Source organism: Kitasatospora sp. NPDC002522 (genome assembly GCF_053595195.1).
The window spans coordinates 98,010-123,423 of the sequence record NZ_JBSFXE010000023.1; the positions used below are offsets into that span (position 1 = coordinate 98,010).

At 71.2% G+C, this 25,414-nt stretch carries 30 protein-coding genes and 1 pseudogene; 15 read left to right on the forward strand and 16 right to left on the reverse strand.

Features of this window, described 5'->3' with window-relative positions:
• The first annotated feature begins 18 nt into the window (after positions 1–18).
• Positions 19–3,120, forward strand: coding sequence for an RICIN domain-containing protein (locus ACWD4U_RS20680; RefSeq protein ID WP_363453668.1), 3,102 nt, complete (start codon positions 19–21; stop codon positions 3,118–3,120).
• A gap of 229 nt (positions 3,121–3,349) precedes the next feature.
• Here ACWD4U_RS20680 and ACWD4U_RS20685 read toward each other — a convergent pair whose 3' ends face one another.
• Complete coding sequence (locus ACWD4U_RS20685; protein WP_363453666.1) at positions 3,350–3,505, reverse strand: hypothetical protein; 156 nt, start codon at positions 3,503–3,505, stop codon at positions 3,350–3,352.
• A gap of 158 nt (positions 3,506–3,663) precedes the next feature.
• Positions 3,664–4,359, reverse strand: coding sequence for a TetR/AcrR family transcriptional regulator C-terminal domain-containing protein (locus tag ACWD4U_RS20690; protein ID WP_363453664.1), 696 nt, complete (start codon positions 4,357–4,359; stop codon positions 3,664–3,666).
• Between the two features lie 126 nt (positions 4,360–4,485).
• On the opposite strand from ACWD4U_RS20690, the gene ACWD4U_RS20695 reads away from it, so the two are divergent.
• From ACWD4U_RS20695 to ACWD4U_RS20705, 3 genes are all read left to right on the forward strand, one after another.
• Positions 4,486–5,097, forward strand: a complete 612-nt coding sequence (locus ACWD4U_RS20695) for a hypothetical protein (protein ID WP_363453662.1) — start codon at positions 4,486–4,488, stop codon at positions 5,095–5,097.
• Positions 5,098–5,133: 36 nt separating this feature from the next.
• Positions 5,134–5,307, forward strand: coding sequence for a CsbD family protein (locus ACWD4U_RS20700; RefSeq protein WP_363453660.1), 174 nt, complete (start codon positions 5,134–5,136; stop codon positions 5,305–5,307).
• 609 nt (positions 5,308–5,916) lie between these two features.
• Complete coding sequence (locus tag ACWD4U_RS20705; RefSeq protein ID WP_363453658.1) at positions 5,917–6,273, forward strand: PRC-barrel domain-containing protein; 357 nt, start codon at positions 5,917–5,919, stop codon at positions 6,271–6,273.
• A gap of 282 nt (positions 6,274–6,555) precedes the next feature.
• On the opposite strand, the gene ACWD4U_RS20710 is transcribed toward ACWD4U_RS20705, so the two are convergent.
• A complete protein-coding gene (locus ACWD4U_RS20710) occupies positions 6,556–6,906 on the reverse strand; it encodes a hypothetical protein (protein ID WP_363453656.1) in 351 nt (116 codons plus the stop codon).
• On the reverse strand, positions 6,881–7,567 hold the full coding sequence (locus ACWD4U_RS20715) for a hypothetical protein (protein WP_363453654.1): 687 nt from the start codon (positions 7,565–7,567) through the stop codon (positions 6,881–6,883). Before ACWD4U_RS20715 ends, ACWD4U_RS20710 begins: the two co-directional genes overlap by 26 nt.
• Positions 7,568–7,677: 110 nt before the next feature.
• Between ACWD4U_RS20715 and ACWD4U_RS20720 the strand changes: the two genes are divergently transcribed.
• From ACWD4U_RS20720 to ACWD4U_RS20735, 4 genes are all read left to right on the forward strand, one after another.
• Positions 7,678–8,115, forward strand: a complete 438-nt coding sequence (locus tag ACWD4U_RS20720; RefSeq protein WP_363453652.1) for an Hsp20/alpha crystallin family protein — start codon at positions 7,678–7,680, stop codon at positions 8,113–8,115.
• Between the two features lie 133 nt (positions 8,116–8,248).
• Entirely contained in the window at positions 8,249–8,548 is a 300-nt protein-coding gene (locus ACWD4U_RS20725) for an STAS domain-containing protein (RefSeq protein WP_363453650.1), read from the forward strand.
• Between the two features lie 52 nt (positions 8,549–8,600).
• Positions 8,601–9,005 carry a DUF2267 domain-containing protein gene (locus ACWD4U_RS20730; RefSeq protein WP_363453648.1) on the forward strand — a complete coding sequence of 135 codons (405 nt, stop codon included), beginning with the start codon at positions 8,601–8,603 and terminating at the stop codon, positions 9,003–9,005.
• Between the two features lie 57 nt (positions 9,006–9,062).
• A complete protein-coding gene (locus ACWD4U_RS20735; protein WP_363453646.1) occupies positions 9,063–9,461 on the forward strand; it encodes a DUF2267 domain-containing protein in 399 nt (132 codons plus the stop codon).
• Between the two features lie 473 nt (positions 9,462–9,934).
• Here ACWD4U_RS20735 and ACWD4U_RS20740 read toward each other — a convergent pair whose 3' ends face one another.
• Positions 9,935–10,294 (reverse strand): hypothetical protein, encoded by a 360-nt coding sequence (locus ACWD4U_RS20740; RefSeq protein WP_363453644.1) that lies wholly within the window; start codon positions 10,292–10,294, stop codon positions 9,935–9,937.
• Between the two features lie 839 nt (positions 10,295–11,133).
• Here ACWD4U_RS20740 and ACWD4U_RS20745 point away from each other — a divergent pair.
• Both ACWD4U_RS20745 and ACWD4U_RS20750 read left to right on the forward strand, forming a co-directional pair.
• Complete coding sequence (locus tag ACWD4U_RS20745; RefSeq protein ID WP_363453848.1) at positions 11,134–11,451, forward strand: MerR family transcriptional regulator; 318 nt, start codon at positions 11,134–11,136, stop codon at positions 11,449–11,451.
• 212 nt (positions 11,452–11,663) lie between these two features.
• Entirely contained in the window at positions 11,664–11,822 is a 159-nt protein-coding gene (locus tag ACWD4U_RS20750; protein WP_363453642.1) for a hypothetical protein, read from the forward strand.
• Between the two features lie 608 nt (positions 11,823–12,430).
• Here ACWD4U_RS20750 and ACWD4U_RS20755 read toward each other — a convergent pair.
• The 5 genes from ACWD4U_RS20755 to ACWD4U_RS20775 all read right to left on the reverse strand — a co-directional run bounded on the left by ACWD4U_RS20755 (position 12,431) and on the right by ACWD4U_RS20775 (position 16,366).
• Positions 12,431–12,751, reverse strand: coding sequence for a hypothetical protein (locus ACWD4U_RS20755; RefSeq protein WP_363453640.1), 321 nt, complete (start codon positions 12,749–12,751; stop codon positions 12,431–12,433).
• 279 nt (positions 12,752–13,030) lie between these two features.
• Positions 13,031–13,840, reverse strand: a complete 810-nt coding sequence (locus ACWD4U_RS20760; RefSeq protein ID WP_363453638.1) for a PhzF family phenazine biosynthesis protein — start codon at positions 13,838–13,840, stop codon at positions 13,031–13,033.
• A gap of 62 nt (positions 13,841–13,902) precedes the next feature.
• Positions 13,903–14,052 (reverse strand): hypothetical protein, encoded by a 150-nt coding sequence (locus ACWD4U_RS20765; RefSeq protein ID WP_363453636.1) that lies wholly within the window; start codon positions 14,050–14,052, stop codon positions 13,903–13,905.
• 1,769 nt (positions 14,053–15,821) lie between these two features.
• The gene (locus ACWD4U_RS20770) at positions 15,822–15,980 is read right to left on the reverse strand and encodes a hypothetical protein (RefSeq protein ID WP_449787252.1); all 159 of its coding nucleotides are present in this window, start codon (positions 15,978–15,980) and stop codon (positions 15,822–15,824) included.
• Between the two features lie 113 nt (positions 15,981–16,093).
• Entirely contained in the window at positions 16,094–16,366 is a 273-nt protein-coding gene (locus ACWD4U_RS20775; protein WP_363453632.1) for a hypothetical protein, read from the reverse strand.
• Positions 16,367–17,002: 636 nt separating this feature from the next.
• On the opposite strand from ACWD4U_RS20775, the gene ACWD4U_RS20780 reads away from it, so the two are divergent.
• Positions 17,003–17,812: an MMPL family transporter gene (locus tag ACWD4U_RS20780; protein ID WP_363453630.1), complete on the forward strand. Its 810-nt coding sequence runs from the start codon at positions 17,003–17,005 to the stop codon at positions 17,810–17,812.
• On the opposite strand, the gene ACWD4U_RS20785 is transcribed toward ACWD4U_RS20780, so the two are convergent.
• The gene (locus tag ACWD4U_RS20785) at positions 17,761–18,210 is read right to left on the reverse strand and encodes an SRPBCC family protein (protein WP_363453628.1); all 450 of its coding nucleotides are present in this window, start codon (positions 18,208–18,210) and stop codon (positions 17,761–17,763) included. The two genes, ACWD4U_RS20780 and ACWD4U_RS20785, sit on opposite strands and share 52 nt — an antisense overlap.
• A 321-nt stretch (positions 18,211–18,531) precedes the next feature.
• Between ACWD4U_RS20785 and ACWD4U_RS20790 the strand changes: the two genes are divergently transcribed.
• From ACWD4U_RS20790 to ACWD4U_RS20800, 3 genes are all read left to right on the forward strand, one after another.
• Positions 18,532–18,858, forward strand: a complete 327-nt coding sequence (locus ACWD4U_RS20790) for a hypothetical protein (RefSeq protein ID WP_363453626.1) — start codon at positions 18,532–18,534, stop codon at positions 18,856–18,858.
• Positions 18,859–19,169: 311 nt separating this feature from the next.
• Positions 19,170–19,973 carry a diacylglycerol/lipid kinase family protein gene (locus ACWD4U_RS20795; RefSeq protein WP_363453624.1) on the forward strand — a complete coding sequence of 268 codons (804 nt, stop codon included), beginning with the start codon at positions 19,170–19,172 and terminating at the stop codon, positions 19,971–19,973.
• Between the two features lie 6 nt (positions 19,974–19,979).
• Positions 19,980–20,201 (forward strand): DUF6458 family protein, encoded by a 222-nt coding sequence (locus ACWD4U_RS20800; protein ID WP_363453622.1) that lies wholly within the window; start codon positions 19,980–19,982, stop codon positions 20,199–20,201.
• Here ACWD4U_RS20800 and ACWD4U_RS20805 read toward each other — a convergent pair.
• The 3 genes from ACWD4U_RS20805 to ACWD4U_RS20815 all read right to left on the reverse strand — a co-directional run bounded on the left by ACWD4U_RS20805 (position 20,113) and on the right by ACWD4U_RS20815 (position 23,155).
• Positions 20,113–20,892 carry an SDR family NAD(P)-dependent oxidoreductase gene (locus ACWD4U_RS20805; RefSeq protein WP_363453620.1) on the reverse strand — a complete coding sequence of 260 codons (780 nt, stop codon included), beginning with the start codon at positions 20,890–20,892 and terminating at the stop codon, positions 20,113–20,115. The genes ACWD4U_RS20800 and ACWD4U_RS20805 overlap by 89 nt on opposite strands.
• 253 nt (positions 20,893–21,145) lie before the next feature.
• Positions 21,146–22,651, reverse strand: a complete 1,506-nt coding sequence (locus tag ACWD4U_RS20810) for a S53 family peptidase (protein ID WP_363453618.1) — start codon at positions 22,649–22,651, stop codon at positions 21,146–21,148.
• Between the two features lie 282 nt (positions 22,652–22,933).
• Complete coding sequence (locus ACWD4U_RS20815; RefSeq protein ID WP_363453616.1) at positions 22,934–23,155, reverse strand: hypothetical protein; 222 nt, start codon at positions 23,153–23,155, stop codon at positions 22,934–22,936.
• Positions 23,156–23,209: 54 nt separating this feature from the next.
• Between ACWD4U_RS20815 and ACWD4U_RS20820 the strand changes: the two genes are divergently transcribed.
• The gene (locus ACWD4U_RS20820) at positions 23,210–23,803 is read left to right on the forward strand and encodes an RNA polymerase sigma factor (protein WP_363453614.1); all 594 of its coding nucleotides are present in this window, start codon (positions 23,210–23,212) and stop codon (positions 23,801–23,803) included.
• 179 nt (positions 23,804–23,982) lie between these two features.
• Here ACWD4U_RS20820 and ACWD4U_RS20825 read toward each other — a convergent pair whose 3' ends face one another.
• Together ACWD4U_RS20825 and ACWD4U_RS20830 are read right to left on the reverse strand one after the other, a co-directional pair.
• Positions 23,983–24,732 (reverse strand): hypothetical protein, encoded by a 750-nt coding sequence (locus ACWD4U_RS20825; RefSeq protein ID WP_363453612.1) that lies wholly within the window; start codon positions 24,730–24,732, stop codon positions 23,983–23,985.
• Between the two features lie 148 nt (positions 24,733–24,880).
• Positions 24,881–25,284: pseudogene (locus ACWD4U_RS20830) on the reverse strand (NAD(P)/FAD-dependent oxidoreductase); the annotation flags it as partial.
• Between the last annotated feature and the right edge of the window lie 130 nt (positions 25,285–25,414).

Consider the following 25,414-nt stretch of genomic DNA (forward strand, 5'->3'; position numbering starts at 1 on the left):
CCACCAGGATGGATCAGGATGAAACCCCTCACCTCCGTCGTCCGCAAGGCGCCAGTGGCGCTTGCGGCGGCCGTCTCCGCCACGTTGCTGGCCTCCCTCGCCACGCCGCCCGCGGCCGCGGCCGCGACCCAGGCGACGTACTACGTCGCCCCCGGCGGTGACGACGCCAACCCCGGCACGATCACGGCGCCGTTCAAGACCCTCCAGCACGCGCGGGACGTCGTGCGCACGGTCGACAGCAACATGACCGGGGACATCAACGTCTTTCTCCGGGGCGGCACTTACCCGGTGAGCAGCACCGTCGACTTCACCTCGGCGGACTCCGGCACGAACGGGCACCGTGTCGTCTATGCCGCCTTCCCGAGCGAGAAGCCGGTCCTGGACGCAGGTGTCCAGGTGACCGGCTGGACGCAGCACAGCGGGAACATCTGGAAGGCCACGCTCAACCGGGACGACAAGCTCCGCGCGCTCTACGTCAACGACAAGCGCGCTCAGATGGCGTCGAAGACGATCAACTCGGCCGGATGCTACGGGACTTACAGCGTCACGGCGGGCCAGGCTCCCTGGGCCTGGGAGTCGGGTTCGCAGTGCGACGGCGCCAAGTACAGCCTCTCCGACCTGCCGGCCATCGCCTCCAACCAGGACGACGTCGAGATCAAGTCGATGAGCACCTGGAACACGGCCATCGTGGGCGTCCGTCAGATCACCACGAGCTCGGACGGCGCCAACCGCGTGGCCCTGTTCCAGCAACCCGGCGCGGCCATCGCCCAGGGATCGGCGTACGCCAAGTTCGCCGCCGGCAGCGGCAGCCACACGATCATGAACGCGTACGAGTTCCTGGACCAGCCGGGCGAGTTCTACTTCGACAAGAGCACCCACACGCTGTACTACGACAAGTCCAGCTCCGATGACATGACGACGGCTCAGGTCTTCGCGCCGAACAACGTGTCCACCATCCTGGACATCGGCGGCACGTCCACGACCGACCACGCGAGGAACATCACGTTCTCCGGGCTCACGATCGAGCACTCCGACTGGAACCTGGTCAACGTCGCGGGCTCCGTCTTCCGGCAGGGCCAGCAGGGCAACGCCAGCACGAACGTGTACGCGAAGCAGAACTTCCACGCGTACACCTACCGCAACGTCGACCTGCCGCCCGCGGCCGTCCAGATCGAGAACGCCGACGGGATCGTCCTGCAGGGCAACACGGTGCAGCACACCGGCGCCGACGGAATCACCCTGGCCAACGACGTGACGGACACGCAGTTGACCGGCAACGTCACGAACGACATCGCCGGGTCCGCCCTCACCGTGGGACACCCCCAGCACGTGTACATCGGGGACCACACCTCGACCAACCACGAGAAGTACCCGGTGAACGTCGAGGGCCTCTGCAAGAACATCACCGTCACGGACAACTACCTCTACGACAGCGCGGTGCTGTTCGAGGGGTCCAGCCCGGTGTCGGCGTACTTCGTCGATTCCCTTTCCGTGCAGCACAACCGGATCGAGAAGTCCCCGTGGGCGGGCATCACGCTCGGCTGGGGCTGGTGGAACTTCGACGGCTCGACGAACTCCATCAATCCCGGGAACCCGACCACCACGGCCAAGAACAACACCATCAAGTACAACGAGATCTTCGACACGATGCAGGTGCTCGGCGACTCCGCTCCCATCTACACGCTGGGCAGCCAGCCGGGAACGGAGATCAGCAACAACTACATCAAGGGCGTCCCGGCCGGCCACAAGTACGGCCTGCACCCCGACGAAGGCTCCGCCTTCATCAACGAGCACGACAACGTGCTCGACGTCGACCCGGGCGTGTACTTCGCCATCAACTCCGGCACCTGGGGCCGGCAGCACGACCTGACGCTCACCAACAACTACGGCACCGTCAACAAGATCGCCGGCAGGAGCATCCCGAACAGCACGGTCACGGACGTGCGGGGCTACGGGGACAACGTGTGGCCGTCGCAGGCGTACGGCATCGCCCTGAACGCGGGTCTGGAGGAGGCCTACAAGAACCTCCTTCCCGCCGCGGTCACGGCTGCGCAGGACTACGCGCTGTCCGCGAGCACCTTCGCCGGCACGGGCGTGATGACCATCCCGGTGCGCAGCCCCAAGGACGCGACGAAGACGCTGTGGCTGGCTCCCGCCGGTACGACGACGTTCGCCGCCGGTCCCACCATGACCAGCGCGAGCGGCACCTCGACGAGCATCAGCGTCCCGCAGGCGGCGGGTGACTACCGCCTCTACGTCGTGGACGCCCAGGGGAAGGCGTCCCCCGCGTCGAAGGCCCTCGTACGGCAGCGCTGGAACCACGTCGACGACAAGGCCGCGGGTGTGACCTACTCAGGGACCTGGTCGAACTGGAACGACACGAAGGACATGAACGGGTCCGAGAAGTTCACGAGCACCGCGGGCAACTACGCCGAGTTCTCGTTCACCGGCTCGGGCGTGCGGTACCTCGGCATGACGCAGCCGAACATGGGCAAGGTGGACGTCTACCTCGACGGCACCCTGACCAAGGCGGGCGTCGACGCCTACGCCCCGACGGTGACGAAGCAGGTGCCGCTGTTCGAGAAGACGGACCTGGCCGCGGGCCCGCACACGATCCGGGTGGTGTGCACCGGGACGAAGAACACGGCCGCCTCCAACACCGTCTGCGCGGTGGACGCGTTCGCCTCCATCCAGTTCCCCACGGCGGGCGCCAACTACAAGCTGGTCAACAAGAGCAGCAACAAGGCCATCGACGTGTCCGGCGGATCGCTGTCCGCCGGAGCCAACGTCATCCAGTGGACCGACTCCGGAGCGGGGAACCAGAACTGGCGCTTCGTCCCGGTGGGTGACGGCAGTTACAAGGTCGTCAGCCGCAACAGTGCCCTTGTCATGGACGTCAGCGGTGCTTCCACCGCGGACGGCGCGTTCATCGTCCAGTCGGCCGACACCAATGCCGCGGACCAGCACTGGACACTGGTCGCCGCCGGAACCGGCTACTACAAGCTCAAGAACGTGAACAGCGGCAAGGCGGTCGACGTGTCCTCGGGAGGCACGCAACTCGTTCAGACGGCGGACACGAACGCCGACAGCCAGTCGTGGAAGGTGGTCAACGTGGAGTGACCCGGTCCGTGAAGGAGGCGGTCCCCTCCCACTTCGCCTGCACCAGCTCGCCCTGGGCGCGCTCACGTAGGACCTCGATCGGCCGGGCCGGCGCCGCCTCGACCGGCCACGGGAACGGGAACGGGAACCGGATCACACCCGGGGTGGCCCGGAATACGAGCCGTTCCCACCCTGATGGGGTGGGAACGGCTCTGGTGCGGTGTCGGCGGGCGCAGGTGGGCGTCCGTGGTCACCAGTAGTGGCGGCGGCCGGCGACCTCGTGGCCGACTGCGCCCATGACCAGCAGGGTGACGCCGATGAGGGCGACGACGGCGCCGATGGTCCACAGGAAGGGAATTCCGGCGATGAGTCCGATGAGGAGGAGGATGACTCCGAGGACGATCATGGTGTGCTCCGTTTTTCTGCTCCCCCTGGTGTGATTCTCCGTCAGGATCTGCGGCGGGGAATGTGCTGCTTTCCCTTTCCGGGTCTTGGGCGGGGATCGTTCCTTTTCCTTTCGCTCGGCGGTCGACGCTTCCGGCCCCATTTTTCTGTGCAGGGGCGCTATGGGGGCGTGGTGGTCAGGCCGGTGAAGAGGATGTCGAGGCCGCGTTCGAGTTCGGCCGCGCCGTCGTAGGCGAGCAGTGTGTCGGCCAGGCTGCGCAGGTGCGGGAATTCGGCGATCGGTAGCCGGTATAGGCCCAGGCGCAGCAGGGCGTCGGTCTCGTCGGGGTTGTCGACCAGTTCCTGGAGTTCGTTGAGGATGTGGCCGTTGAGCAGTCCGAACAGGGCGCGGTAGGCGTGGAGGGCGCCGGTGTCGGTGAAGCCGGCGCGGGTGAGTAAGTCGAGGGTGGCTTCCAGGGGTCGGAGCGTGCCGAGCGGGCGCAGGGCCAGTGGGGTGGCGAGGGGCCGGGTGACCAGGAGCGGTACGACGTGCGGGTGGGCGAGTGCGATGCGGCGGAACTGTCGGGCGAGGGAGCGTAGTTGGCCCTGCCAGTCGGGGTCGGTGGGGTCGACGCGGAGTTCGGCGAGGACGGTCTCCGTGACGCCGTCGAGCAGGGCCGCCTTGTTGGGCGCGTAGCGGTACAGGCTCATCGGGTCGTGGCCGAGGGCGCGGGCCAGGCGGCGCATGGACATCCGCTCGACGCCCTCGCGGTCGATGATCTCCAGTGCGCAGGCCAGCACCCGCTCCCGGCTGAGCCTGTTGTCCGTCGGTGCGTCGCGTTCCTCGACTGCCGGGATCGCCGGTGGAGTGGTCATCTCGGCACCTTCCGTCGCTAGGGGTCACCGGTGGCCGACATAAAGTTTGTAGACCTACGGTGTATCTTTCAGTCTACTTCAGGAGTTAGCTGTAGGTATACGCCGTAGATCTTCTGGAGTGAAGTCATGATTGTTGTTCTCGGACTTTTCGTCCTGATCGCCGCGGCCGTCGTCGCGTTGGCCGGGATTTTCACCAACACCGGCGCCGCGCACGACCTGACGAGCAATTTCACGGTGTTCGGCCACCAGCTCACCGGTTCCACCGGGACGCTGTTCCTGTTCGGCATCATCGTGGGTGCGGCAGCCATGCTCGGCCTCGGCCTCCTGCTCGCCGGAGCACGTCGCACCTCGCGGCGCGGTGCCACCGCCCGGCACGGGCTGCGCGACTCCCGCCGTGAAACGGACGCGGCCACGAAGGACCGCGACACCGCGGTCGAGGAGCGGGACGCCGCCCGCGTGGAGGCGACCGCAGCCGCCGACGACCGGGACAGTCTCTCCCGGGAGCGCGACTCGCTCACCGACCAGCGTGACGCCCTCACCGAGCAGCGGAACGTCCTCACCGAGCAGCGCGACGACCTGCTCGACGGCGGACCGCACCGCGCCCACGAGCAGACCGCCGGGACAAGGACCGGCCCGATGCGCCAGCAGGAAGCCGTACCGCTCGGAGCTGGCGAGGCGTCACCCGCCAACGGGCACCGCAGACCCCACCTGTTGGGACGCGACGGCGACTCCGGCTGATCGCACACCGACGTGCAGAGGAAGGACAGAACCATCATGGGTATCGGCAAGAAGACCGCTCACAAGGCCGAAACGGTCAAGGGCGGCGCCAAGAAGGCCGTCGGACGGGCAACCGGCAATCGCAGCCTCGAAGCAGAGGGCCGCGCCGACCAGATGAAGGGCGACGCGAAGCAGGCCGGCGCCAAGGCGAAGGACGCGTTCAAGCGGTGACGGCCCGGTCGCGCGAGCGCCATGCACTCGTGCGGCCGCGGGCGGCCGACCACCCGGGGGAGGAGAAGGATTACACCATCTCTGAAATGTGGGGCTTCAGCACCGAATCGCTCCACACGCCCGGCACCGGTCTGACCGGCTACAGGGTCGAGGCCAGTGACGGCCACATCGGCAAGGTCGACGACGCTACCGACGACACAGCAGGGTGGTGGCGGCGACCGCCACCTGATCGGCCACGCCGGGCACCAGCTCGGGTCGATCTCCTCCAATGCCCGTCGCCGCTCCGGGGCGGAGGGCCCCGGGCTTGGCCTCGGGCACCTCCGCCGCGGCGCGCCGGGAGACGAGCCAGTTCCCGAGCTGGTGGCTGCCGATCGACGCCCGCGCCGGCTGAACACGCGCGCCTGTGGGCCGGTGCACACGATCTCCCGGTGTCGACGGAGATTGGGATTCGCGCCAGTGTGGCTCTGGTGGTGTCCGCGCTCGTGCGGGGGCAGGCTGGTACGTGTCCAGGTACTGAGTGCAGAGGTCGCAGCCACCGAGTGGTGTCGCGACCGGACGGTGATGGCGGCACGGGGACGTGCCGGGGTGGGGCGGCGCGAGGGAGTCACGGTGATCCAGGTAGGCGACATCCGCGAGTGGCGCACGCACGACGTCGTCGATGCGGGCGGTCACAAGATCGGCACGATGGAGGCGGTCTACGTGGACACCAGCACGGACGAGCCGGCCATGGCCACCGTGCAGGTGGGTTTGGTTACGCGGCACCGCCTGGTGTTCGTGCCCCTCGACGGCGCCTCGGTCGGGCCCGGGTACGTGAAGGTGGTCTACGACAAGGCGCTGGTGAAGGACTGCCCGGCGATCGGCACCGACGACGTCCTGCCCGCCGGCGACGAGGAAGCCGTCTTTCGGCACTACGGCCTGGACTACCAGCCGGGCGCCGGCGGGGAGCGCCAGCTCGCCCGCCGCTGAACGCCCCCGTCTCGCGCAGGGAGCCGTGTGACGGTTCCCTTCCTCGTGGTCGTCATCGTGGCGATCGTGCTGGGTGTCGTCGGTGTCGTCGTCCACGGCATGCTCTTCCTCCTTGCCGTCGGTGTCCTCCTTCTCATCGGGGACGTGGTGGGTTCCTCGCCGTCCGCTCGGCGCGCGGGCGGGGTTCTCGTCGATGACCTGTCCCCGCGGCCTCGCTTGCCGCCGGCGGGTTCCGACCGGCCGTGCTCCCGGCGTCGCGGTCGAGCCGTTCTGGAATCGGTGTCACGCGGGTACCGGGATGGCCGCCGGGTGGCTGTCGGCCGCACCGGGTTGTGCCGACTCGTCCGGAACGGTCCGTGCGCGCTGGTGGCCGACCGTTGCGGGTGGGCTCTCGACGGGGGCTTGCGCGGGTTGCGGCGGTGTGGCAGGGGTCGGGGAGTGTGGCGGCCAGGGGCGGTGGGCGAGGGAGTGGCGGATCGCTGCGAGCCGGGCGAGGTGGGCGTCGGCGGCGGCGACGGCTGCATTGCCGTGTTCGCGGATCCGGTGCTCGATGGCGGCGAGCCGGTCTTCGATGTGCCGCCAGCGTTCCTCGGCCGTGGTGCGGGGGTCAGATGCGTCGTTGGTCGCTGTCATGGCGGAGTCGGTCGGTGCGGGCGGTGAAGTCGTCGAGGCGGTCGGCGAGGTCCGGGTGCGCGGCGGCGAGGTGGGGGCGCATCTCGGTGAGGGGCGCGACCAGGTCGGCCGGGTCGGTGGAGCCGAGGGCGGCGGTGAGCGCGGCGACGGCGGGACGGGCCCGGGGTGCGAGGCCGGACGCGGTGGCGATCTGCGCGGCGAGGACGCGCAGGTCTGCGGCGTTGTCGCGGGCCCAGACGGTGACGGCGCGGTCGGCGGCTCGGCGGTCGCGTACGGCCTTGACCCGTTCGGCGCCGGTCTCCGTGTCGGCCGAGGCGCCGCCTGCGGGGCGCAGGCGCAGGTAGCGGTTCTCGGCGGCCTGGCGGCTGGCGACGCCCATGGGGTGGGCGAGGTCGGCCCAGGTGGCGCCCTCGGCGCGGGCGGCGTCGACCAGGCCGGCTTCCCAGCCGGCGAGTTCGGCGCGCAGTTCGCGCAGCAGCAGCAGGGCGGCCAGGGCGGGTTCCGGTCCGTCGTCCGGTGCGCCGGCCTCGGGCGGGGCGGTGTTCCGGGCGGTGCGGACGGCGTCGTCGATGGCGGCTAGCGCGGCGGCGGCGGCGAGGAAGGACGCCGGTCCCGTGGGCGGGGTGCCGCTGGTGGTGGGTGTGTCGGACCGTCTGCCCATGCGTGTCACTCCTTCGGCGACTCGGGTGTTTGTCATCGGATGGATGACATGTTAGAACGGTTTCAGGTGAAAGCGCACTGGCACCCATCGATCAGTGGAGGTGTTTCACGATGCTGATGCGCACCGATACGTTCCGTGAACTGGACCGTCTGACCCAGCAGTTCCTGGGCACGACCGGCACGTGGTCGCGGCCGACGCCGATGCCGTTGGACGCCTACCGCGCCGGTGACGAGTACGTGATCTGCTTCGATCTTCCCGGCGTGGACCCGGACGCGATCGACATCGACGTCGAGCGGAACATGTTGACCGTCAAGGCCGAGCGCCGGCCGCACCGCCAGGGCGACGACGTGAAGTGGGAGCTGTCCGAGCGTCCGCTCGGCGTGTTCTCCCGGCAGGTCATGCTCTCCGACACCCTCGACCCCGCGGGGATCAGCGCCGACTACGACGCCGGCGTGCTGACGCTGAAGATTCCGGTCGCCGAGAAGGCCAAGCCCCGCAAGATCGCGATCAGCCGCAGCAGCGGCGACCGCAAGCAGATCCAGGCCTGACCGGCCCCGGTCCGCCGTCCCGCACCGCTCACCCCCCGGCCGTGCGGGACGGCCACCCCGGCCGGCTCCACCGCCCGGCCCGTGGTCCAAGCCGTTCCACACCGCGCGGGCCGGGCTGACAGCGGAGGCCGCCATGCGCGACGACCAGGGACAACACGAATCCGTGGTGGTCCGGGCGTGCGGGGAGATCGACCTGGACACCGCGCCAGGCCTGCACAGGGAGTTGGCCCGAGCCCTGACGGAGCGGCGGGAGGTCGTACTCGACCTGTCGGGGGTGACGTTCATGGACTGCGCGGGCCTGGGCGCCCTGGTCCGGGCCCGCAACCAGGCCGAGCGGTGCGGCGCGCGCCTGGTCCTGCGCGGGGCCGGCGGCTGCGTGGTTCGGCTGCTCAGGCTCACCGGTCTGCACCGGCGCCTGACCGTCGAGCCCTGACCGGGCGCCGACGGTGTTCGCGCCGGTGCCGTGGAACGGAGGGAGAACCGCGGTGACTCTTCGATGGGAGGCGTTCCTGGAGGAGATCCGGGAGCGCGGTGAGTACGACACCCTTCAGGAGGCCGAGCGGGCGGCGCGTGTCGTCCTGGCCCTGCTCGGCGCCCACCTGGTCGGCCGCGTCCGGGCCGACCTGGCTGCCCGTCTACCGGAAACCCTCGCCCTGGTCCTGCTCAATCCGCTGCAGGCCGCCGAGCCGCTCAGCCCGGAGCGGTTCGTGCGCGCGACCGCGGCCTGGATCGAAGGTGCCACCGAGACCACGGCCCTGTGGGACATCGGCGCAGTCCTGTCCACGGTCGCCGACGCGGCCGGGGACGGCCTCACCGAGCAGGTCCTGCTCCAACTGCCGCCCGGCTACGACCTCCTGTTCGGCCGGCCCCAGCCCGGCCACCGCCCCTGACCATCCATCCGCGCCGCCTCGCCCGCCCGACCGGCGCCAGCCCGGAAGGCCACCGCCATGACCCGGTACCGCCTCTTCCTCCAGCAGGTCCGCACCCTCGGCCGCTACACCACCGACCAGGAGGCCGAGCGCGTCCTCACCGCCGTCCTGGCCGTCCTCGGCGGCCAGCTCACGGGAGAGGAACGCTGCGACCTGGCCGCAGCCCTGCCCGAGCAGGCCCGCGCGGTCTTCGCCGCGCAGATCCCGCTGCCCCAGCCGGTCACCGCCCCGGCCTTCGTCGAAGCCGTCGCCCGCGCCCTGAACACCAGCCTCGCGGGCGCCCGCTGGGACGCCTCCTCCGTCCTGGCCGCCCTCGCCGCCCTCGCCGGCGACCGACTCACCGACCGCGTCCTCGCCCACCTGCCCCGCGGCTACGCACTGCTGTTCGGCCGCGCCGACCTGGCGGTCGCCGCCTGAACGGACGGCGCCGCGGTCCTCAGGGCGGAGCGGCTGAGACGTCGACCAGCCATGTCAGGGCCCGCGCGACCCCGAGCGCGCGGCGGCGCTGCCTGCGCCCGGCGAGGGGCTCCTCCACGGTTCGCCAGGCGGCGCGTCGTTCGCTGTCCAACTGGACGAGGCTTGGCAGTGACCCCGGCAGCTCCGCGTGGGTGACCGGACCGTCGTGCCGGCGCCCGACTGCCCAGTCGCACGCCTCGCGGGCACCGGCGACTGCCGGGTCCGGGGAATCACCGGGCAGAGCGGACAGCACCGCGTTGACATCCCGCAGGGCGCGGATCCCGATCAACGCCCCGTCTGTGGTCATAGATCAGCGTAGCCCTGTCCGATCCGGCAGCGCCGACGCCGCAGTGCTCCTGAATCCCGCTCCGGCACGGGCGACGCCCAGCGGTCGTGCCGTCGCCTCCGCCTCGGGCCAGGTGCGATCGGGCCGGTCAGGCCGGGTACCGGCCGGCACCGGCGCCGTGGCGCAGCCCGTCCACCGGGCGGGCACCGGCTCCGCCGTCCCGACCAGGCAGGACGAGCGCGCCGCGCGCCGCGGTATCGGGAGTGGGATCGTCGTGCGCACCCGGTCGAGCTGTCCCGCGAGTGGGTTCCGGCGGGGCCGCCTGCGCCTGTGCCGGCCGGAGGGGAAGGGCGTCGCGCAGGACGTGCAGGTCGGCGACGGTGGCCAGTTCGGCGAAGCGTGCCAGCAGGCGGCGGACGGTGCGGTCGTCGCCGTCGTGCACGGCCTCGGTGATCGCCTCGATCAAGGCCGCCTGCCCCTCCCGGGCCGTCTGCGGTGCTGCGGACACCACGTCTTCCACTGCCGCCTCCCTGCGCGGTGCTGCTCGATGGCTCGGCGCGCGGCGGCGGCTCGGGGGGTGGCGCCGCCGCGCAGCGGGAGACTACCTCACCCGCAGGCACGGAAATATCTGTCCTCGCCGGAGTAGACATTGCTCGCGGGCGGGTCTAACGTTTCTCTCGTTGGAAGAAGTCGGCGATACCGGCCAGACATGAACTGGCCGGATTGTTGGACGGAAGTTCGCAGGTCGGTCCGGCAGTGGAGTTCCGAAGCCAGGCAGGTGCAGGGCGGCGACGGGGCTGGCTGCCGGAGCGGGCGGCCCGCAGGTATCAGGGGCTGCCGATGACGGTCTCGAGCAGTGTGCAGTTCGGCGAGTGCGGTACCAGCAGTCGCGAGACCGGCACGACCTCGGTGAAGGCGCCCAGACTGCGGGCGCGCGTGCCGAGGGCCCGGCAGGGGAGTTCCAGGCCAGAGCAAGCGCAGGACGGCCGACGGAACCTACTGGCGGGGTGCAGGACCAGCAGTACGCAACATGACAGGTCAGTACAGAGGACGAACGGAGGGCGCAAGCGCCATCAGGATCGCCCGGCCCGTGAGGACCAGCCCGGGCGGACACCGCAGACCCCAATCCAAGGACGGTGGTTTCCGGTCACGCATACGCGATCCCCGCACACCCCCCAGGGGCAGTGCGGAAGTCACAGGACCGGCCCAGGCCGGTAGATGGTGTTGTTTCCCCTTCGGGGCCCCGGGAGCCGACATGGCCCCGGGGCCCCTCGACGCGTTCTCCCCGAGAACCAGAGAGGTGCAGTGACTACCACGGCCCGCTACGACACGCCCGACACACCCGGCATGCTCGACGACGACGACTATCCCGCCTACACCATGGGCCGCGCCGCCGAGATGACCGCCACCACCCCCGGCTTCCTACGCGCCCTCGGCGAACACCGCCTCATCACCCCACTGCGCTCCGACGGCGGACACCGCCGCTACTCCCGCTACCAACTACGCATCGCCATGCGCGCCCGCGACCTCGTCGACCAGGGCACCCCCATCGAAGCCGCCTGCCGCATCATCATCCTCGAAGACCAACTCGAAGAAGCGCTGCGCCTCAACGAACAACTCCGCGCCCGCTCCCGGCAAGACCAGGAGCCCGACGCCGGCACGTGACCCCGCCCGATCCCAGGTCCGCGGCCCCGGCCAGGCGTGGCGGGGCGGCGACCCCAGGGCCCACCAGAGCCTGACCCGGTGCGCCTGCGCCCGTCGCATGCCGGAACCTCCGCCGGAGAAGGACGCTGCTCCCCGTCCTTGCCACCCTTCGTCTGAACAGCGGGAATGCACCTGCCACTCTCGGAAGGACCACCACAGCCTGGGGCGCTCCGGTGGCGGGTGGCACGTTCGCCGACACCGCCATGCGCAAGTCCGCCCAACTGCCTACCACCGCCGGTCGCTTCCTGCGCCTACGCGCCCTCACCGAAGCCGGCAACCGTGGACCCTGGACCAGCGCAAGCGAGATCATCCTCGCCGGCACACCGCTCTGACCCCACGGCCGACACCGCCCAGCCAACGCTGCGCCGCTCAGCCAGCCACGGCCGGCCGGCCGCCAACTCCAGCAGGACAGGGGCTGCCGACGGCTCCCCGGTAGTCGGCCTCGGCCGGCCGCGGGGCGGCGGCGGGGGAACCGTGCGAGGCCCTGCTCCCGGCGCCGCCAGCTCGTCCACTCCGCGCGCCTGCCGCGACCCGCTCGCCGAGCGGGTCGCGGCGGCGGAGCCGGATGCCGAGGACGCCACCGCCGTGGTCCGATCGGACCCGGTCCGCCTTACGAGGCGATCGGGCGGTCGGGCAGGTGGGCGGGCTCGGTGAAGAAGCCGCGGTAGAGGCGCACGTCGGTGGCCGGGATCTCGTGCCGGAAGAACACCAGGTCGACCGCGGGATCGTCGAGGTCTTCCGGCGCAGCGACGTCATCGGGCCGTACCGCTACCCGCTGGCCTGGGTGACGGTGTACGCCGAGGTGCGTCGAGCGGGGCGGACCCGGCCGGACTTCGGTATCGCCGAGGGTCCGGGCGAGCCGATCTACGGGAGCGTGCCGAGCTCCGGACCTGGAATGTACAGGCGTCGTGCTGGAACCTTCGGCTCCGCCGCTTCCCTCTCAGACCACCCGCCGGTCGGCGAGCGCGGCCACCTCGGTGAAGTACGCGCGGAACAACGGCTCCTCGTGGAGCGGGACCCGGAACTCGGGCGTGGTGCTGTACCAGAAGGCGGCCCGGTCGGTGCCGTAGAGCGCGGTGTTCGGGTCGCGTACGGTGCCGATGAACAACTCGCCGGGCCGGTCGGGCTTCTTGTAATGCACCAGCACCCCGAGCCACCGCAGCGGCGTCCGAAGCTCGGAGCTGCCCCTGGCGAACAGTTCGAACACTCCCCGATCCACGCGCAGATGCAGGCTCTCGTAGTCGAACGTCAGCGGCTCCATGGCGAGAAGATAGCCCGGCTCCCGGGGCACAGCGCCGCCACCCTCACCACGGCCGCCGCCGCCACGACCAGCACACCCACCACCAGGGCCGCCGGGTCGGGCGGTCTGCTCCCTGACCTCGAGGGTCCGCGCGGCGTGGCTGACTTCCCGAGGCAGGGTCCCCGGTGCCGTCCGCCGTTGCCGGGACGGGCGGCTGCCGTCTGCGGTCGCCCTGTCGCGGCCCGCTGATCCGATGTGTGGGCGGTTTCAGAGTCGGTCAAACGGAACGGGCCCGGCGGGTCAGCCGTGGAGTTCTCCGTCGATCACGGTGACGGCGCGGCCGGTGAGCAGGGTGCGGTCGCCGTGGAGGCGGGTGCGGACCAGGCCGGTGCGGGCGCCACCCTGGCGGCCGGTGAGGTCGTCGCGGTGCAGCCGGGCGGACCAGTACGGGGCGAGGGCGGTGTGGGCGCTGCCGGTGACCGGGTCCTCGTCGATGCCGATGGCGGGGAAGAAGCAGCGCGAGACGAACTGGTGGGCGCCGTCCGGGTCGTCGGCCAGGGCGGTCGCGATGACGCCCCGGGCGGAGAGGGGCGCGGCGGCGAGCGCGGCGAGGTCGGGGGTGAGCTCGCGCACGGTCTTCTCGTCGGCGAGTTCCACCACGAGGTCGCCCATGGCGGCAGAGGTGTCGTGGACGGCGACCGGCTGCGCCCCGAGCGCCTCGGCCAGGCCGGCGGGCACGTCGACGGGCGTGAGCGAGGAGGTGGGGAAGTCCAGGGTGATCGTGCCGTCGGGTTCGGTGGTGGCGGTGAGGATGCCGCCCCGGGTGGTGAAGCGGACCGTGCCGGAGGCGTTCAGGACGTGTGCGGTGGCGAGGGTGGCGTGACCGCAGATGTCGACCTCGGTGCGGGGCGTGAACCAGCGCAGTGCCCAGTCCGCGTCGCGGCCGGGCGGGAGGGGGTGGGCGAAGGCGGTCTCGGAGAGGTTGACCTCGGCGGCGACCTGCTGGAGCCAGGAGTCGGCGGGGAAGCCCTCGGAGCCCAGCAGCACCACCCCGGCCGGGTTCCCGGAGAACGGACGATCGGTGAAGGCGTCGACGATTCGGATGCGCATGGGCCGAAACGTACGGCAGGGGCGCGGCCGCGGTCCAAGGCCAATCCGAAACCGATGGACCGTCAGCATGTCCGCCGGGCGGTCGGGGTGACGGCCAGACAGGCCGCGATGCCTGTCGGGGTGGCGGGCAGCAGCGCGGTCAGGCCGAACCGGGCGGCGCGGGCGTGCTCGGGCGGCACCTCCAGGTCGGCGCCGGTGAGGGCGACGCCCATCGAAGTTGCCGAACACCAGCGACTCGAAGGCCTCGTCAGTCCCGCGCTCCACGCGGGACAGGATGTCCTTTTTCGGGTGGACCGCCGCCGTGCAGGAGCGGCGGTGTCGGGATCGGAGCCGGCGTGGCGCTTCTGCGCGGCATTCAGTGCTGCCCGTGCCTGTGCGACGGCCGGCACCTCGATTCCGCCGTGGTGCCGCAGGCGGTTCGCAGCGCTCTGGCGGACGAGCCGGATCGCACCCGCGTTCTGGAGGCGCCCGGAGGATGCCGGCCGCGCCGGCCGGGGTCCAGCCGTTACCCAGGAGGCGGGCGAGCGTGGCCGCCGCGCGACCGCGCCTGCCCACGCGTCCGGCGCACAGCCGGACCCGCCCGCTCGGCCGTGCCTCGAGCACGAGAAGCAGCAGTGCGAGGCGGTCGGTGGCCGCGCCGCGGCCCGTGCGTGCGGCCAGCAGGCCGGGGGGAGTGTCCGGCCTGTCGGGGTGGTGCCAGCCTGGGGCGAAGAGGCGCTCGATGAGGCGGAGCAGGGTCGCCAGCGACGGTCGGTCGAGAGCGAGCGGGTGATGGTGGTCGCGCGTGCGGACGGCGTCGACATGCTCCGGTATACCGATGTGGAGGCCGCTGACCGTGCCGGTGTCGCTGAACCGTCGGCGCGTCAGAAGGGTCGATGCTGCGCGTTGGCGGGCCAGTGACTGGTGGACCGCGGAGGCGCTCACCCCGAGCCAGCGGCCCATCTGGGGGGCTGTCGTCGTGGCGGCGCAGGTCCGGGCGAGTTCGGACTTCGCGAGGGTGACCACGCGCAGCAGGTGGTCGGTGTCGGTCAGGCCTGCGGCCGCAGGCGAGCGGAGAACGGCGAGGACGGCCGTCCGCAGCCGCCGGCGCGTCGCACGGTCGAGGCGCAGCGGATCGAGGCCGATCGCGGGCCGGGCGGTGTCGCCTTTCGCGGGCGGGGCAGGGTGGTCTGACGGTGTGTCACGGATCGCGGGGGCGCGCCTGTGCGCCCCTGCAACCGCGTGACACGCCGGAATGGTGTCAGGCATCATCGAGGGGTCTCTACTGGAGGTGGAGGCAGCACGATCCCTGGGGCGCGCTGCTGCTCCCGGGGGTGGCATCGCCTGTTGGACCCGCCCGGGGACGGGCGGTACACCGGGCGGCAGGTCCTCACGGAGGACGGCCGGCCGGTCCATCACCGGAACGACGTGAGCGCTGGCTCCGTCGATCCGGGTGGTGGTCGGTGGCGTGCCGTCGGGTTCCGGTGCCGGTAACACCGGTTGCCGGGCGGCAGCCCAGCGGCCCAGCCAGCGGGCCGCACGATGCCTCAGACCATGGCCGACTCCTCGCGTTGCCTCGTAGTGTCCGTCGTGCAGGCGCCTGCGGGAGGACGGTTGTCGCGCATCAGCTCAGTGCCCCTCAGTTCAGTGCCCCGTGGGCGGTCCGCCGTCGACGGCGAGGGACCTGTCCGGTGATGCAGCCGGCCTGAGGTCATGCCAGGGGCCGCGTGGGTGATCTTCTGTGAAGTCGTTCTCGGAAGCGTGAGCAGGAGCCTGTCCTTGGTGGTCCGGCGTTCGATACCGACGTCGACCGGGTCCTGTTCTTCGCGATCACGAGGAACGCGTCACCGACCTCGCTGTCCTGCGCGGTGTCGTACTGAACCGGCAGGAATCCCTCGGCTGGCGGCGTGGAGCGGTAGGCGATCGCGATGCGGTCTCCGGCTGCCTGACGCGCCAGGGCGATGGGGACTGAGCGGCTCATCGGAATCCCCGAGAGACGACTTCAGCCGGCCTGCTGGAGGATCGGCATGGTCTGACGCACCGTCCGGGAGTGCTCGAGCCGCCGGGACAGGGCCGCGGCGGCGTCCATCGTCACGTCGGAGAGACGCTCAGCACGCCGCTGCAGACACGCGTCCGGGGCGAGCAGGCTGAGCGAGCCCACGAGGACAGGCCCCCGCCACAGGGGGACGGAGAGCATCGCCCAAACCCACTCCGGTCCTCGCGGTGGCCAGCACCGACTTCTGTCCCGAGACCGGCGCTGCCATGGCGCGTGTCCTAGACCTGCTGGCCGCCCGCCTGACGATCGAAGAAGCCGAACAAGGACGGACCCACATTCAGCACGGCCAAGACCTCCTGAGCGACACCGTCCTCGGCCTCCTGATGGCTGGCCAGGTCAGCGCAGCCAAGAACGCGGCCGCAGGCCTCGGCCCCGGCACCCTGAACACCGAAACCGTCCGCACGTTCATCCTCAAAGTCCCCCGCACACAGCGCCCCTCGACCATCCAGCAGTGCCGCGAGACCATCAGCGACCTTGTCGCCCTCACGCACAGCGCGCCCGGCGCTACCTCGGCGGCAGCCGTCCGCTTCCCCTCAGCGAGACCGCCACCGCCTACCAGGACGGAGCCCGTGCTCTCACCATCGCCGAACGCGAACCCAGCCACATCCACCTCTACAACACCGCGGTCCACCTCTCCCACGTCCTCGACCAACACCACGCCGCAGCCTGGGCCCGACAGCAACTGCGCCCGCTACTCGAACTCCCCGAGCCTCGCCGGCTCACCAACACGGCCATCCAGACCGAAACCCGCTGCGCCGGCTCGGGAGCCCATGACCTCGTCCTCGCGATCAGCGTGGTCGGCGACGCACCGATCGGCCCACCGGCTGGTAGCCCGCTTCCCTGTCAGGACCTGGGCAGGGCGGAATGCGTGGCACCGGTGGACGACCGCCCCAATTGACACAGAGACGCGACCGCCGCTACGAGTAGGCCCCCTCTCCGTACTCCGAGCCCGCCGCCGTCATTACATGCGGCGTGGCCACCTGTGGGACGGGATAAAGACCAGTTGGCGCGGTCTCGCTCCTTGGCCTCCCACCACCAGTCGGCACGCGCGTATCCGACGGCGACGGTGTGTGGGTGGCTGGTGCCCAGCAACCGCACTCGATCGGCCAACAGCGCATCGAGGGGCCATGTTGCTGCTCCTGCTCCGATCGCGAGGGTCGGCGGCCGAGGCGGCGGCGGGGTGGCCGGTGCAGCGCCCCGGGCCGGTCGGCGGCGCGGTGGCCCGCGCCGTCCGCCACACCGGCCCGGCGATCGCCACGGCGGGCCTGGTCCTGGCCGGCTCCTTCGCGACCCTCGCGACCATCCCGGGCAGCGAGCAGGTCGCCTTCGCGATGACGCTCGGTATCCTGCTCTCCGCCGTCGTCCTCTCGCTGGTCCTCGTCCCCGCCGTGGCCGCCCTCCTGGGCCGCACCCTCTGGTGGCCGCTGCGGCCCACCCCGCGCCACGGCCCCACGGTCCAGGCCCCGGACCGGGTGCCGGTCTCCTGGCCACCCGCCCCCTGCTCGACGTGCCCACCGCAGGCCCGGCCCGCCCTCGCGGACCGGGCCTCGGGGCGTGCTCCGGTAGCCCGGGGCCGGCCGCCGCCCGACCGGTACGGCGCATCGGCGCCGCCTTGGCCCGGCAGCAACCGGCCGTGCGCGAGGCCGAGTTCGGCCCTCTCCCGGACCGCGAGCTCCGGCGGACGGCTGGTGTCGGAGGGAGTGCGCGCGGCGCGGGGCTCACCGTCTGTGGGCACCCGGCCCGCCAACGGCTCCACCGTCCACCAGACCGCCGTCCCGGTTCGACCGGCTCTGTGGCCACCGGCCGGTGTTCGCGACCAGCAGGTGCGCCGCTCCGGCGAGCGGTACCGGGTGAGGCCGGTGCTGGGCCGGCTCGCGGTGGCGGATCAGATTTGGCCGCGCCAGGCGCCGGTCTCCGCTGCGCGCGACTCGATGTAGTCCTTGAAGTGCCGCAGGTCGTCGGTGGTCTGACGGTGGATGAAGCCGAGCCAGTCGCCGACCGTCTCGACCAGGCCGTGCGGCTTGTGCGCGAGCTGCAGCATCACCTTCGTCCTGCCCTCGTCCAGTCGGTGGAAGGTCACCACGCCGGCCTGGTGCAGGTCACCCGAGACAGTGGTCCAGGCGACCCGCTCGTCCGGGATCTGCTCGGTGATCCGGGCGTCGAACTCCCGCGTGGTGCCGCCGACCCTGACCACCCAGTGGGTCAGGTCGGGCGATCGCTGCTCGATCCGCTCGACGCTCGACATGAACAGCGGGAAGTCCTCGAACTGCGTCCACTGGTTGTAGGCCACCGAGAGGGGGACGGCGATCTCGATCGATTCCTCGACCTGCGTCATCGGGCTCACTCCGATCGGGAGGGGATGGGGCTGCGCCACGCCTTCCCCCTCGAACCCGGGTCAATCCTCGTGGCCGGGCCGTCCGGTACCACCCCTCGACTCGTGCCGGACGATCGGCCGGCCGCGCGTTCTGCGCGGAGGGCTCGGCGGTCTCCGCGCCCGTGACGAGCGGACCTGACGGCCCGAGCGGGACTCCAGCCGCTGCCCACCCCGGCTTTTCGGTGTGACGATCGAGGAGAGACGCACGCCAGCTGCACCCGCAGCTGCACGCCACCGCGTCCCGACGCCACGAGCGCGTCGCCCCGACGTCAGGCCGTAGCCATGACCGACTTCGTCGTCTCCCTGCCCGGCACGTTCAAGCAGGAGGTCACCGAGGCTGCCAGGACGCAGCTGCTCAGCGCCTTGCACGGCAACGACCCACAGGAAGTCGGCACGGATCCGCAGGACCTGGACCTGCTGACCCTGAACGACGGCGGGTCGACCTTCACCCTTCGCCTGGAGGTGACGGCGGAGGACAGCCGCGCCGCCGAGCACGAGGCCCTGGCGCTCGCCTCCCGTGCCCTGGCCGCGGCGGGCTTCCACGAGGACACCGCCCTGCTCGGCCGGCCCGCGATCACGTCCATCGACAGCGCGGCCGACCAGGACTGACCGTCAACGGGGGCACCCGGCGGTGACAGCAGGGGACCTGCGGGTCCGTGCGGCTCACCGGTGGACAGGGCTCGGTTCCGAGTCCCGTGCCGCTTCCCGCAGACGCGGCCCTCAGGACACCGGTCCGTCCGATCACCTGACGCCTCGTCATCGCCCGAGCGGTCGGCGCCCGGCGCCGGCCCGGACACTGCGCGTCGCTCGCGGGCACACCGTCCACCTCGCGCTTGCTCCCTGCTCCGCCGGAGGTCCCATCCGCCCCCCCCGGGCCGGCAGGGCGACCACCGGGGGAGTGCGAGGAGTACCTCGGGCGGGTGGGGCTATACGACCGCCGGATAGCGATCACCGACCTGGGCCTGCACACCGTGCGGGACACCGCCGACGCCGTCCGCAACGGCCACAGCGGCTCGGTCGACCTCGGTCGGATCACCCCCAAGGGCGCCGGGGGCGAGGACGCGGGCGACGCCGGGCGGGCGTACTTCCTCAACACGTTCAGCATCGGCGTCTACCCCGAACTGGTACGCGCCCGCGAGTCGTTGGAGAGGTGCCTCGGCAAGTGGCCCGCCCTGGCCGTCGGCCTGGTCCGGGTGCTCGCCCAGGGCGAACCCACCCGCGCCGTCGTCATCGGCCGGGAGCGCAGCCTCTGGCTGCTGTTCGCGGGCAACGGCCGCTACGACCCGCCCGGCTTCGCGCCGAGCTTCCGCCGCGACCTCACCGACGGCGCCCTCGACGTCCGGATCGTCGACGGCAGTCACCCCTTCGCCCGCACCCGCCTGGTCGCGGCGTTCCTCACCGGCACGCTCGCACGCTCCCGGGTCTACCGCTCGGCGACCCTCTCCCGCCTACGCGTCGACGGCATCCACGACACCGAGCACTACGCCCGCGACGGCGAGGTCGTCCACGCCGCCGACACCCTCCTCCTCGACAAGGCGCCCCGCTCGCTGACGGTCTACCTCCCGGCCACCGACCGACCGCGGCCGGAGCGGGACGGACGTCCTCGGCGACGACGTCGACGCCCAGACGCCGGAGACGCCCCGCACGGCCGACCCGGACTCGGGCCGTGTCGATTCCCGAATCCGGGGCAGCAGAGAACCGACACGACGACAGAACTGGGGTGAGGAAACGTGGGTATCGGTGGCTGCGTTCTGCTGGCCGCTCTGGGCGCCGTACTGGCTTTCGGGGTGGACTGGCACATGTCCGGCGTCAACGTCCATGTCGTGGGCTGGATCCTGATGTTCGCAGGACTCCTCGGCCTGCTCACCTACACGACCGTGCTCCGACGCCGCCGACTCGGCGGCCGCGTCGGGGCCGACGAGGTCGTCGAGGAACGGCGCTACTACGAGTGAGCCCCACAATGGTGCGGGCGACCGGCTGTGGCCCGCCGGCCGACCGCTGGATGCGGGTGAAGAGGCTCGCGGCACGGTCGTGGACACCAGCATCGGCGTGGACAGCGGTGAGGGCGGACAGATCTTCCTGCGCCCGGTCCCAGAACGGGGTCGCGACGGTCCCGGGCTCGATGAGGACCACCTGCACGCCGTAGCGGCGGGTCTCCATCCGCAGGCTGTGCGTCGCCGCGCTGAGCGCGTGCTTGCTGGCCGTGTACCAGCCGTTCATCGGCGCCGGGATCCGCGCGGAGACAGAGGACACGGTCACGATCCGGCCCCGGCCCCGCTGGCGCATCGCGGGCAACACCAGCGTGCACATCCGCAGCGTGCCTACGAGGTTGACCTCCAACACCTCACGGATCCGGTCCTCCGACAGCTCGGTGATCGCCCCCGTCAGCGGAATGCCGGCATTGGCCACCAGCGCGTGGGGGCCACCGTCCGTGAGATCTGCCGCCCTCGCAACGGCCTCCCGGCAGGACACCGGGTCGGTCAGGTCCATGACCACCGCGTCCAACACCAGCCCCTGGGCGCGAGCGGCGCGGACCAGTGCGTCGGCCTTGCTCTTGGAACGGGCGGTCCCGATCACCTGCCGCCCCTTGCGGGCCAGGAGCAGCGCAGTGGCCAGCCCGATCCCGCTGGTCGCACCCGTCACCAGCACGCTGACCGGCCAACCGGCGCCGCTTGTCCGCTCATTCACAACTCAATCGCTCCAAAGGTATGCCAGCGACCGTCCCACCGTGAGCCAGCCCTCGGACAGTCTCCGGGCCCGGCCTGGGCGGTGACGGAACGTGCCTTTGGTGGCAACGACCGTGCACCCGCTCGGGTCACGCACCGCCCGCTTACTGGGCGTTTCGTCCCTGACCCGGTGGTCATGTTCCGCGCCAGGTCAGGGACGAAACGCCCAGTCAGGCGGGGCTGTCGGCCTTCAGCCGCTGGAGCAGCGCGGTGCCGTCCGGTACGCCGAGCCCGGTGCAGGCGTCCCAGCCGGGGCCGGCTGTGAAGGCTCCGATGTCGCCCTGGATGATGTCCCGGAACCCGACCGGGGAGGCGCCGGCCGTGGCGCCGTCGTAGAGCAGGGGCTGCATCAGGCCCAGCGGACGGCCGAGGGACTCGGCCAGACGGCAGGCCAGGGCCGCCCACAGCGGTGCCACGGCGCTCGTCCCGCCGACGACCATGCGCTCGCCGTCGACCAGCACCTCGTACCCGGTGGTGGGGTCGGCGACGGCGGCGACGTCGGGCAGGCCGAGGTGCTGCTTGCCCGGGGTGCCGTTCGGCACGCCGACGCCGTTCTGCCAGATGGGCTGGGTGTAGAACTTGCTGACGCCGCCGCCGGACGCGGACTTGGGCCCGTTGTTCCAGACCCGTTCCATCCGGATCGCGCCGGTCTTCCGGTCGGCATCCAGGTGCGTCCCGCCGCAGGCGAGGGTGCCGGGGCTGGAGGCGGGGTAGTCGGCATGCGGCTTGCCGTCGACCTCGCCGTCGCTGCTGCCGTTGTCGCCGGCCGCGGCGCAGACGGTGACGCCGAGGGCGGCGGCATCTGCCAGGGCGGCGTCGAGATCGTCGCGGCCCTGCTTGGTCCACCGCTCCTCGTTCGCGCCCCAGCTGATGCTGACCGCGGTGGGCGTGGTCGTGGCGTGCACCGCGGCGCTGACCGCGTCCGCGAAGCCCCGCAGGGTGTTGTGCGCGAAGTAGACCATCTGCTTGGCGCGGGGCGCGAGCGCGCCCGCGACCTCGATGTCGAGCAGCACCTCGCCGTCGGCGCTGTTCGGGTCACCGTTCGGCTTGTTGGCGGCGCCGTTGACTCCGACCGCCGTCACGCTGGGCGTCGCGATGCCGAGACCGGAGAAGTACGCGTCGAGGTCCGCCTGCGTGAAGCCGCCGTCGAGCTCGATGATGGCGAGGTGGTGCCCCAAGCCGTCGGTGTTCGGAGGGAACCTGTAGATCTTGCCGAGCTCCACCGGCGTGTAGCTCGTGCGGGCCGCAGCCGGCTTGAGTCGGTGGATGTGAGGCTTGGCCTGGGGCCGGTCGTCCATGCCGAGGACCGCGACCACGGCGTCCTGCCAGTCCGCGAGGATCTGCAGTTCGCCTTCGCGCTGCCGGTGCGCGACCAGCTCGCCGCCGTCCGGGTGCCGACTCTCGACCATTTCGAGTGATCCCGGGTCGACCACGGCACGGATCCGGCCCAGCGGACCGCTGATCTTGATCCGGCGGGAGCCCTGGTCGACCTCGGAGACCCGGAGCCCCTGCTCCTGCGCCGTGCGACGGATCATCTCCACGTCGGCCGGATCCGCTCCGTACCGCTCGGCCAGCTCCTGCCGGCTGATCGTCTCCGGGCCCTGGACCAGGGAGTCGGGAATCTCCGCCCGGCGCCGCAGGACGAGGGTGAGGTCGATGAGCTGGGAATCGTCCACAGCTCCCACGGGGCGAGCGTCGGCAGCGGCCGTGCGCGCAGATCCGGGGAGTGGGACCAGTCTGTTCGTTGCCATACCGAAAGTATTCTCTCGAGCACTCTCTGCAGGCGACCGCTGAACGACTGACACCACGCCAGCAGACCCACTGCGAGCCCGTCCCGGACGTCCGGAGGGCAAGTAGAGCGCGGCCCGCAAGAAACGCCGACGGTCCCGGCCCTCTCTTTTGCCGAGGGCCGGGACCGTCGCTGCAGCGCGGTGATCAGCCGATGCGGCCGAGGTGGATCACGAGTCGGACGACGCGGCCGTGCCCGGCATCGCCTTCAGGTTGAAGGTGGCGAGCACCGGCGAGTGGTCGGAGGGTTTGCCGTGCGCGGCGGCCGGGTGGGCGCCGATGACGTTGGGCAGCTGGCCGTTGCCGGTGGAGACCTTGTCGAACTTGGCGAGCAGCGCGTGGCTGATCAGGATGTGTTCCAGACGTAAGAATCGCGGAGGTGCTGGACACATCCAGGGTGGAGACCGAGGTAAGGGGGCAGGGTGGGTGCGGCTGAGGAGTTCAGCGTGCTGTACGGCGAGCATCATGCGGCGGTGCTGCGCTATGCCCACCGGCGGGTGGGCGCCGACAGCGCGGGCGACTTGGCGGCGGAGGTGTTCGTCGTCGCGTGGCGGCGCTGGGCGGAGGTGCCGGCTGAGCCGTTGCCGTGGCTGTACGGGGTGGCGCGGAACGTAGTGGCCAATCATCTTCGCGGCCGGGAGCGCACCGAGCGGCTGGCCGCGCGGTGGGAGGCCGAACCACCGGTGCCGGTGCGGGACGTGGCGGAGCAGGTGGTCGCTCGTGACGGTGTGTACGCCGCGTGGGCGCGCCTGGGGGAGCGGGACCGTGAGGTGCTGGCCCTGATCGGCTGGGAAGGCACACACCCCGGCGGCGCGAGTCGGCCGGCAAAGCAGCAGCCAGCCGACCAACGGCGCGGCCCCGTGGCCCCCGCGAACCCCAGTCGCGGGCAGGCGCCGGGGCCGCGCCGCCTTCTCGGGATCGTCGGCTACCAGGTCACGGGCACGGTGGCGCGCAGCAGCCGGACTGATTGCTGCGCGGTGAGGCGGCCAGCCTCCCCGCCGATCGAGCGGCAGTACGTGATGAGCATCTGGCTTGCGTAGCCGGTTCACGGCTTCCTGCTCACCGAGGTTGTGAGGCAGTCGGACCAAGGAGAACAAGTTCCCTGTCGAGTCAGCTTGTCTGGCCCGGCTCGGGCACACCCGCCCCGCCACGAATCGGACGGCTTGTCGGCGGTGGTTTCGCGATGTTCTCCAGCCGGGGGTGCCGTCACGTCGACCTGTCAGGCACCCCAGCGGGCGACGACGGCTTCCGCGACATCGAAGGGTCTGCCGCATTCCGCGCATTGGGCCGTACCGAAGACGTAGGTCAACTTGTGCGCGAGGTCGGGGTGGCCGTCCGCGAGGATGCGCTTGTGCAGTCTGCCGGCCAGGCCCTGCATCGCCGAAGGATCCCGCGGTTGGAGGGGGAACTGCTTGGCGGGAGTATGGAGCATGTACAGGCTGTCGGTGGTCGAGAAGTAGCCGTGTTCGCCGAAGACGATCGAGTTCTCGGCTTCGCACGCAGGGCAGGGCAGTTCGTACTCCTCGCCGTTGAGGCCGTCGATCTGCTCGCCCCAGACCTCGATCCCCTCGAAGCTGAGCAAAGTCCCCAGGAGCTGGACGTAGTTGAGTGGGTCTTCGGCCAGCTCGGGATCTCGCAGGGCTTCTTCGGTGAGCTCCCGCATCTCGGCGATCTCCGCGGAGTGGGACACGTAGGGATCTTCCCCGTTGTCGGGCCGGTCGATGCTGGCGACGATGGCACCGGCCAGGTAAAGCGGTTCTCTCCGCTCCGTCGGCGACCAGCGCCGGGCCGCGTCGGCCAGGGCCGGAAGCGCCGCGTTACTGGCCGAGTAGACCGTGCCCTGGTGGCACAGGGCGGACCAGAGCTCGTTCCAACAGGAATCGTGCGGGTCCGGGCTCATGGCGTCGAGGAGGCCGGGGATGTCTTGGGCAGTGCCGTACGCGTGGCTGAGCTGGGACCAGTCCGTCATGCAGCGGATTCAAGCAAATGGCGCCCGCATGCCCACCGCTGGGCCCCCTGGGCCGGACAGAGCCAGCTCAACACGCTGACGTTATAGGGAAGATCAGCACGCCCTGCCACAGGGCCCCGTTGTCGTCGAGCTCGGCGACCAGAGCGAGGAAGAAGCCGTCGCAGGTCGCGCACCAGGACACCCCGCGGCCCGACAGCTTGTCCTCGCCATCGACGCCGAGCTTGCGTTAGCCGGAGCCGGTGGCGATGATCACCGCCTTGGCGCGGTGGACCGTGCCCTCGGAGTCGGTGAGCAGCTTGACGTCGCCGGTGAGGTCGTCGTCGACCATCTCGGCGCCGAACTTCTCGGCCTGGGCCCGCATGTTCGTCATGAGGTCGGGGCCGTCGACGCCGTCGGGGAAACCGGGGAAGTTCTCGACCTCGGTGGTGGTGGTCAGGGAGCCGCCGACGAATATGAGCTGCCGAAGAGCAGCGGGCGCAGTTGGGCGCGGGCAGTGTAGAGGGCGGCGGTGTATCCGGCGGGGCCGGAGCCGATGACGACGACCTCGCGCACCCCGTGGGTGTCCTGGTTCGCGGTCACGGAGGTGCTCAGCCCTCCCTACGTTGTTGGTTGGGATGAGCGAGCCACTCGTAAGGTTGGCTCACCCAGGGGTGTCGGGTGTGGCTCTCAGCCCTCTGCCGTC

What these genes read in the sequence shown, in the direction of transcription:
- ACWD4U_RS20680 (WP_363453668.1), top strand. Translation starts at nt 19, where the DNA reads ATGAAACCCCTCACCTCCGTCGTCCGCAAGGCGCCAGTGGCGCTTGCG.
- ACWD4U_RS20685 (WP_363453666.1), bottom strand. Translation starts at nt 3,505, where the DNA reads ATGATCGTCCTCGGAGTCATCCTCCTCCTCATCGGACTCATCGCCGGA.
- ACWD4U_RS20690 (WP_363453664.1), bottom strand. Translation starts at nt 4,359, where the DNA reads ATGACCACTCCACCGGCGATCCCGGCAGTCGAGGAACGCGACGCACCG.
- ACWD4U_RS20695 (WP_363453662.1), top strand. Translation starts at nt 4,486, where the DNA reads ATGATTGTTGTTCTCGGACTTTTCGTCCTGATCGCCGCGGCCGTCGTC.
- ACWD4U_RS20700 (WP_363453660.1), top strand. Translation starts at nt 5,134, where the DNA reads ATGGGTATCGGCAAGAAGACCGCTCACAAGGCCGAAACGGTCAAGGGC.
- ACWD4U_RS20710 (WP_363453656.1), bottom strand. Translation starts at nt 6,906, where the DNA reads ATGACAGCGACCAACGACGCATCTGACCCCCGCACCACGGCCGAGGAA.
- ACWD4U_RS20715 (WP_363453654.1), bottom strand. Translation starts at nt 7,567, where the DNA reads ATGGGCAGACGGTCCGACACACCCACCACCAGCGGCACCCCGCCCACG.
- ACWD4U_RS20720 (WP_363453652.1), top strand. Translation starts at nt 7,678, where the DNA reads ATGCTGATGCGCACCGATACGTTCCGTGAACTGGACCGTCTGACCCAG.
- ACWD4U_RS20725 (WP_363453650.1), top strand. Translation starts at nt 8,249, where the DNA reads ATGCGCGACGACCAGGGACAACACGAATCCGTGGTGGTCCGGGCGTGC.
- ACWD4U_RS20735 (WP_363453646.1), top strand. Translation starts at nt 9,063, where the DNA reads ATGACCCGGTACCGCCTCTTCCTCCAGCAGGTCCGCACCCTCGGCCGC.
- ACWD4U_RS20745 (WP_363453848.1), top strand. Translation starts at nt 11,134, where the DNA reads ATGCTCGACGACGACGACTATCCCGCCTACACCATGGGCCGCGCCGCC.
- ACWD4U_RS20755 (WP_363453640.1), bottom strand. Translation starts at nt 12,751, where the DNA reads ATGGAGCCGCTGACGTTCGACTACGAGAGCCTGCATCTGCGCGTGGAT.
- ACWD4U_RS20760 (WP_363453638.1), bottom strand. Translation starts at nt 13,840, where the DNA reads ATGCGCATCCGAATCGTCGACGCCTTCACCGATCGTCCGTTCTCCGGG.
- ACWD4U_RS20765 (WP_363453636.1), bottom strand. Translation starts at nt 14,052, where the DNA reads ATGGGCGTCGCCCTCACCGGCGCCGACCTGGAGGTGCCGCCCGAGCAC.
- ACWD4U_RS20780 (WP_363453630.1), top strand. Translation starts at nt 17,003, where the DNA reads ATGTTGCTGCTCCTGCTCCGATCGCGAGGGTCGGCGGCCGAGGCGGCG.
- ACWD4U_RS20785 (WP_363453628.1), bottom strand. Translation starts at nt 18,210, where the DNA reads ATGACGCAGGTCGAGGAATCGATCGAGATCGCCGTCCCCCTCTCGGTG.
- ACWD4U_RS20790 (WP_363453626.1), top strand. Translation starts at nt 18,532, where the DNA reads ATGACCGACTTCGTCGTCTCCCTGCCCGGCACGTTCAAGCAGGAGGTC.
- ACWD4U_RS20815 (WP_363453616.1), bottom strand. Translation starts at nt 23,155, where the DNA reads ATGTGTCCAGCACCTCCGCGATTCTTACGTCTGGAACACATCCTGATC.
- ACWD4U_RS20825 (WP_363453612.1), bottom strand. Translation starts at nt 24,732, where the DNA reads ATGACGGACTGGTCCCAGCTCAGCCACGCGTACGGCACTGCCCAAGAC.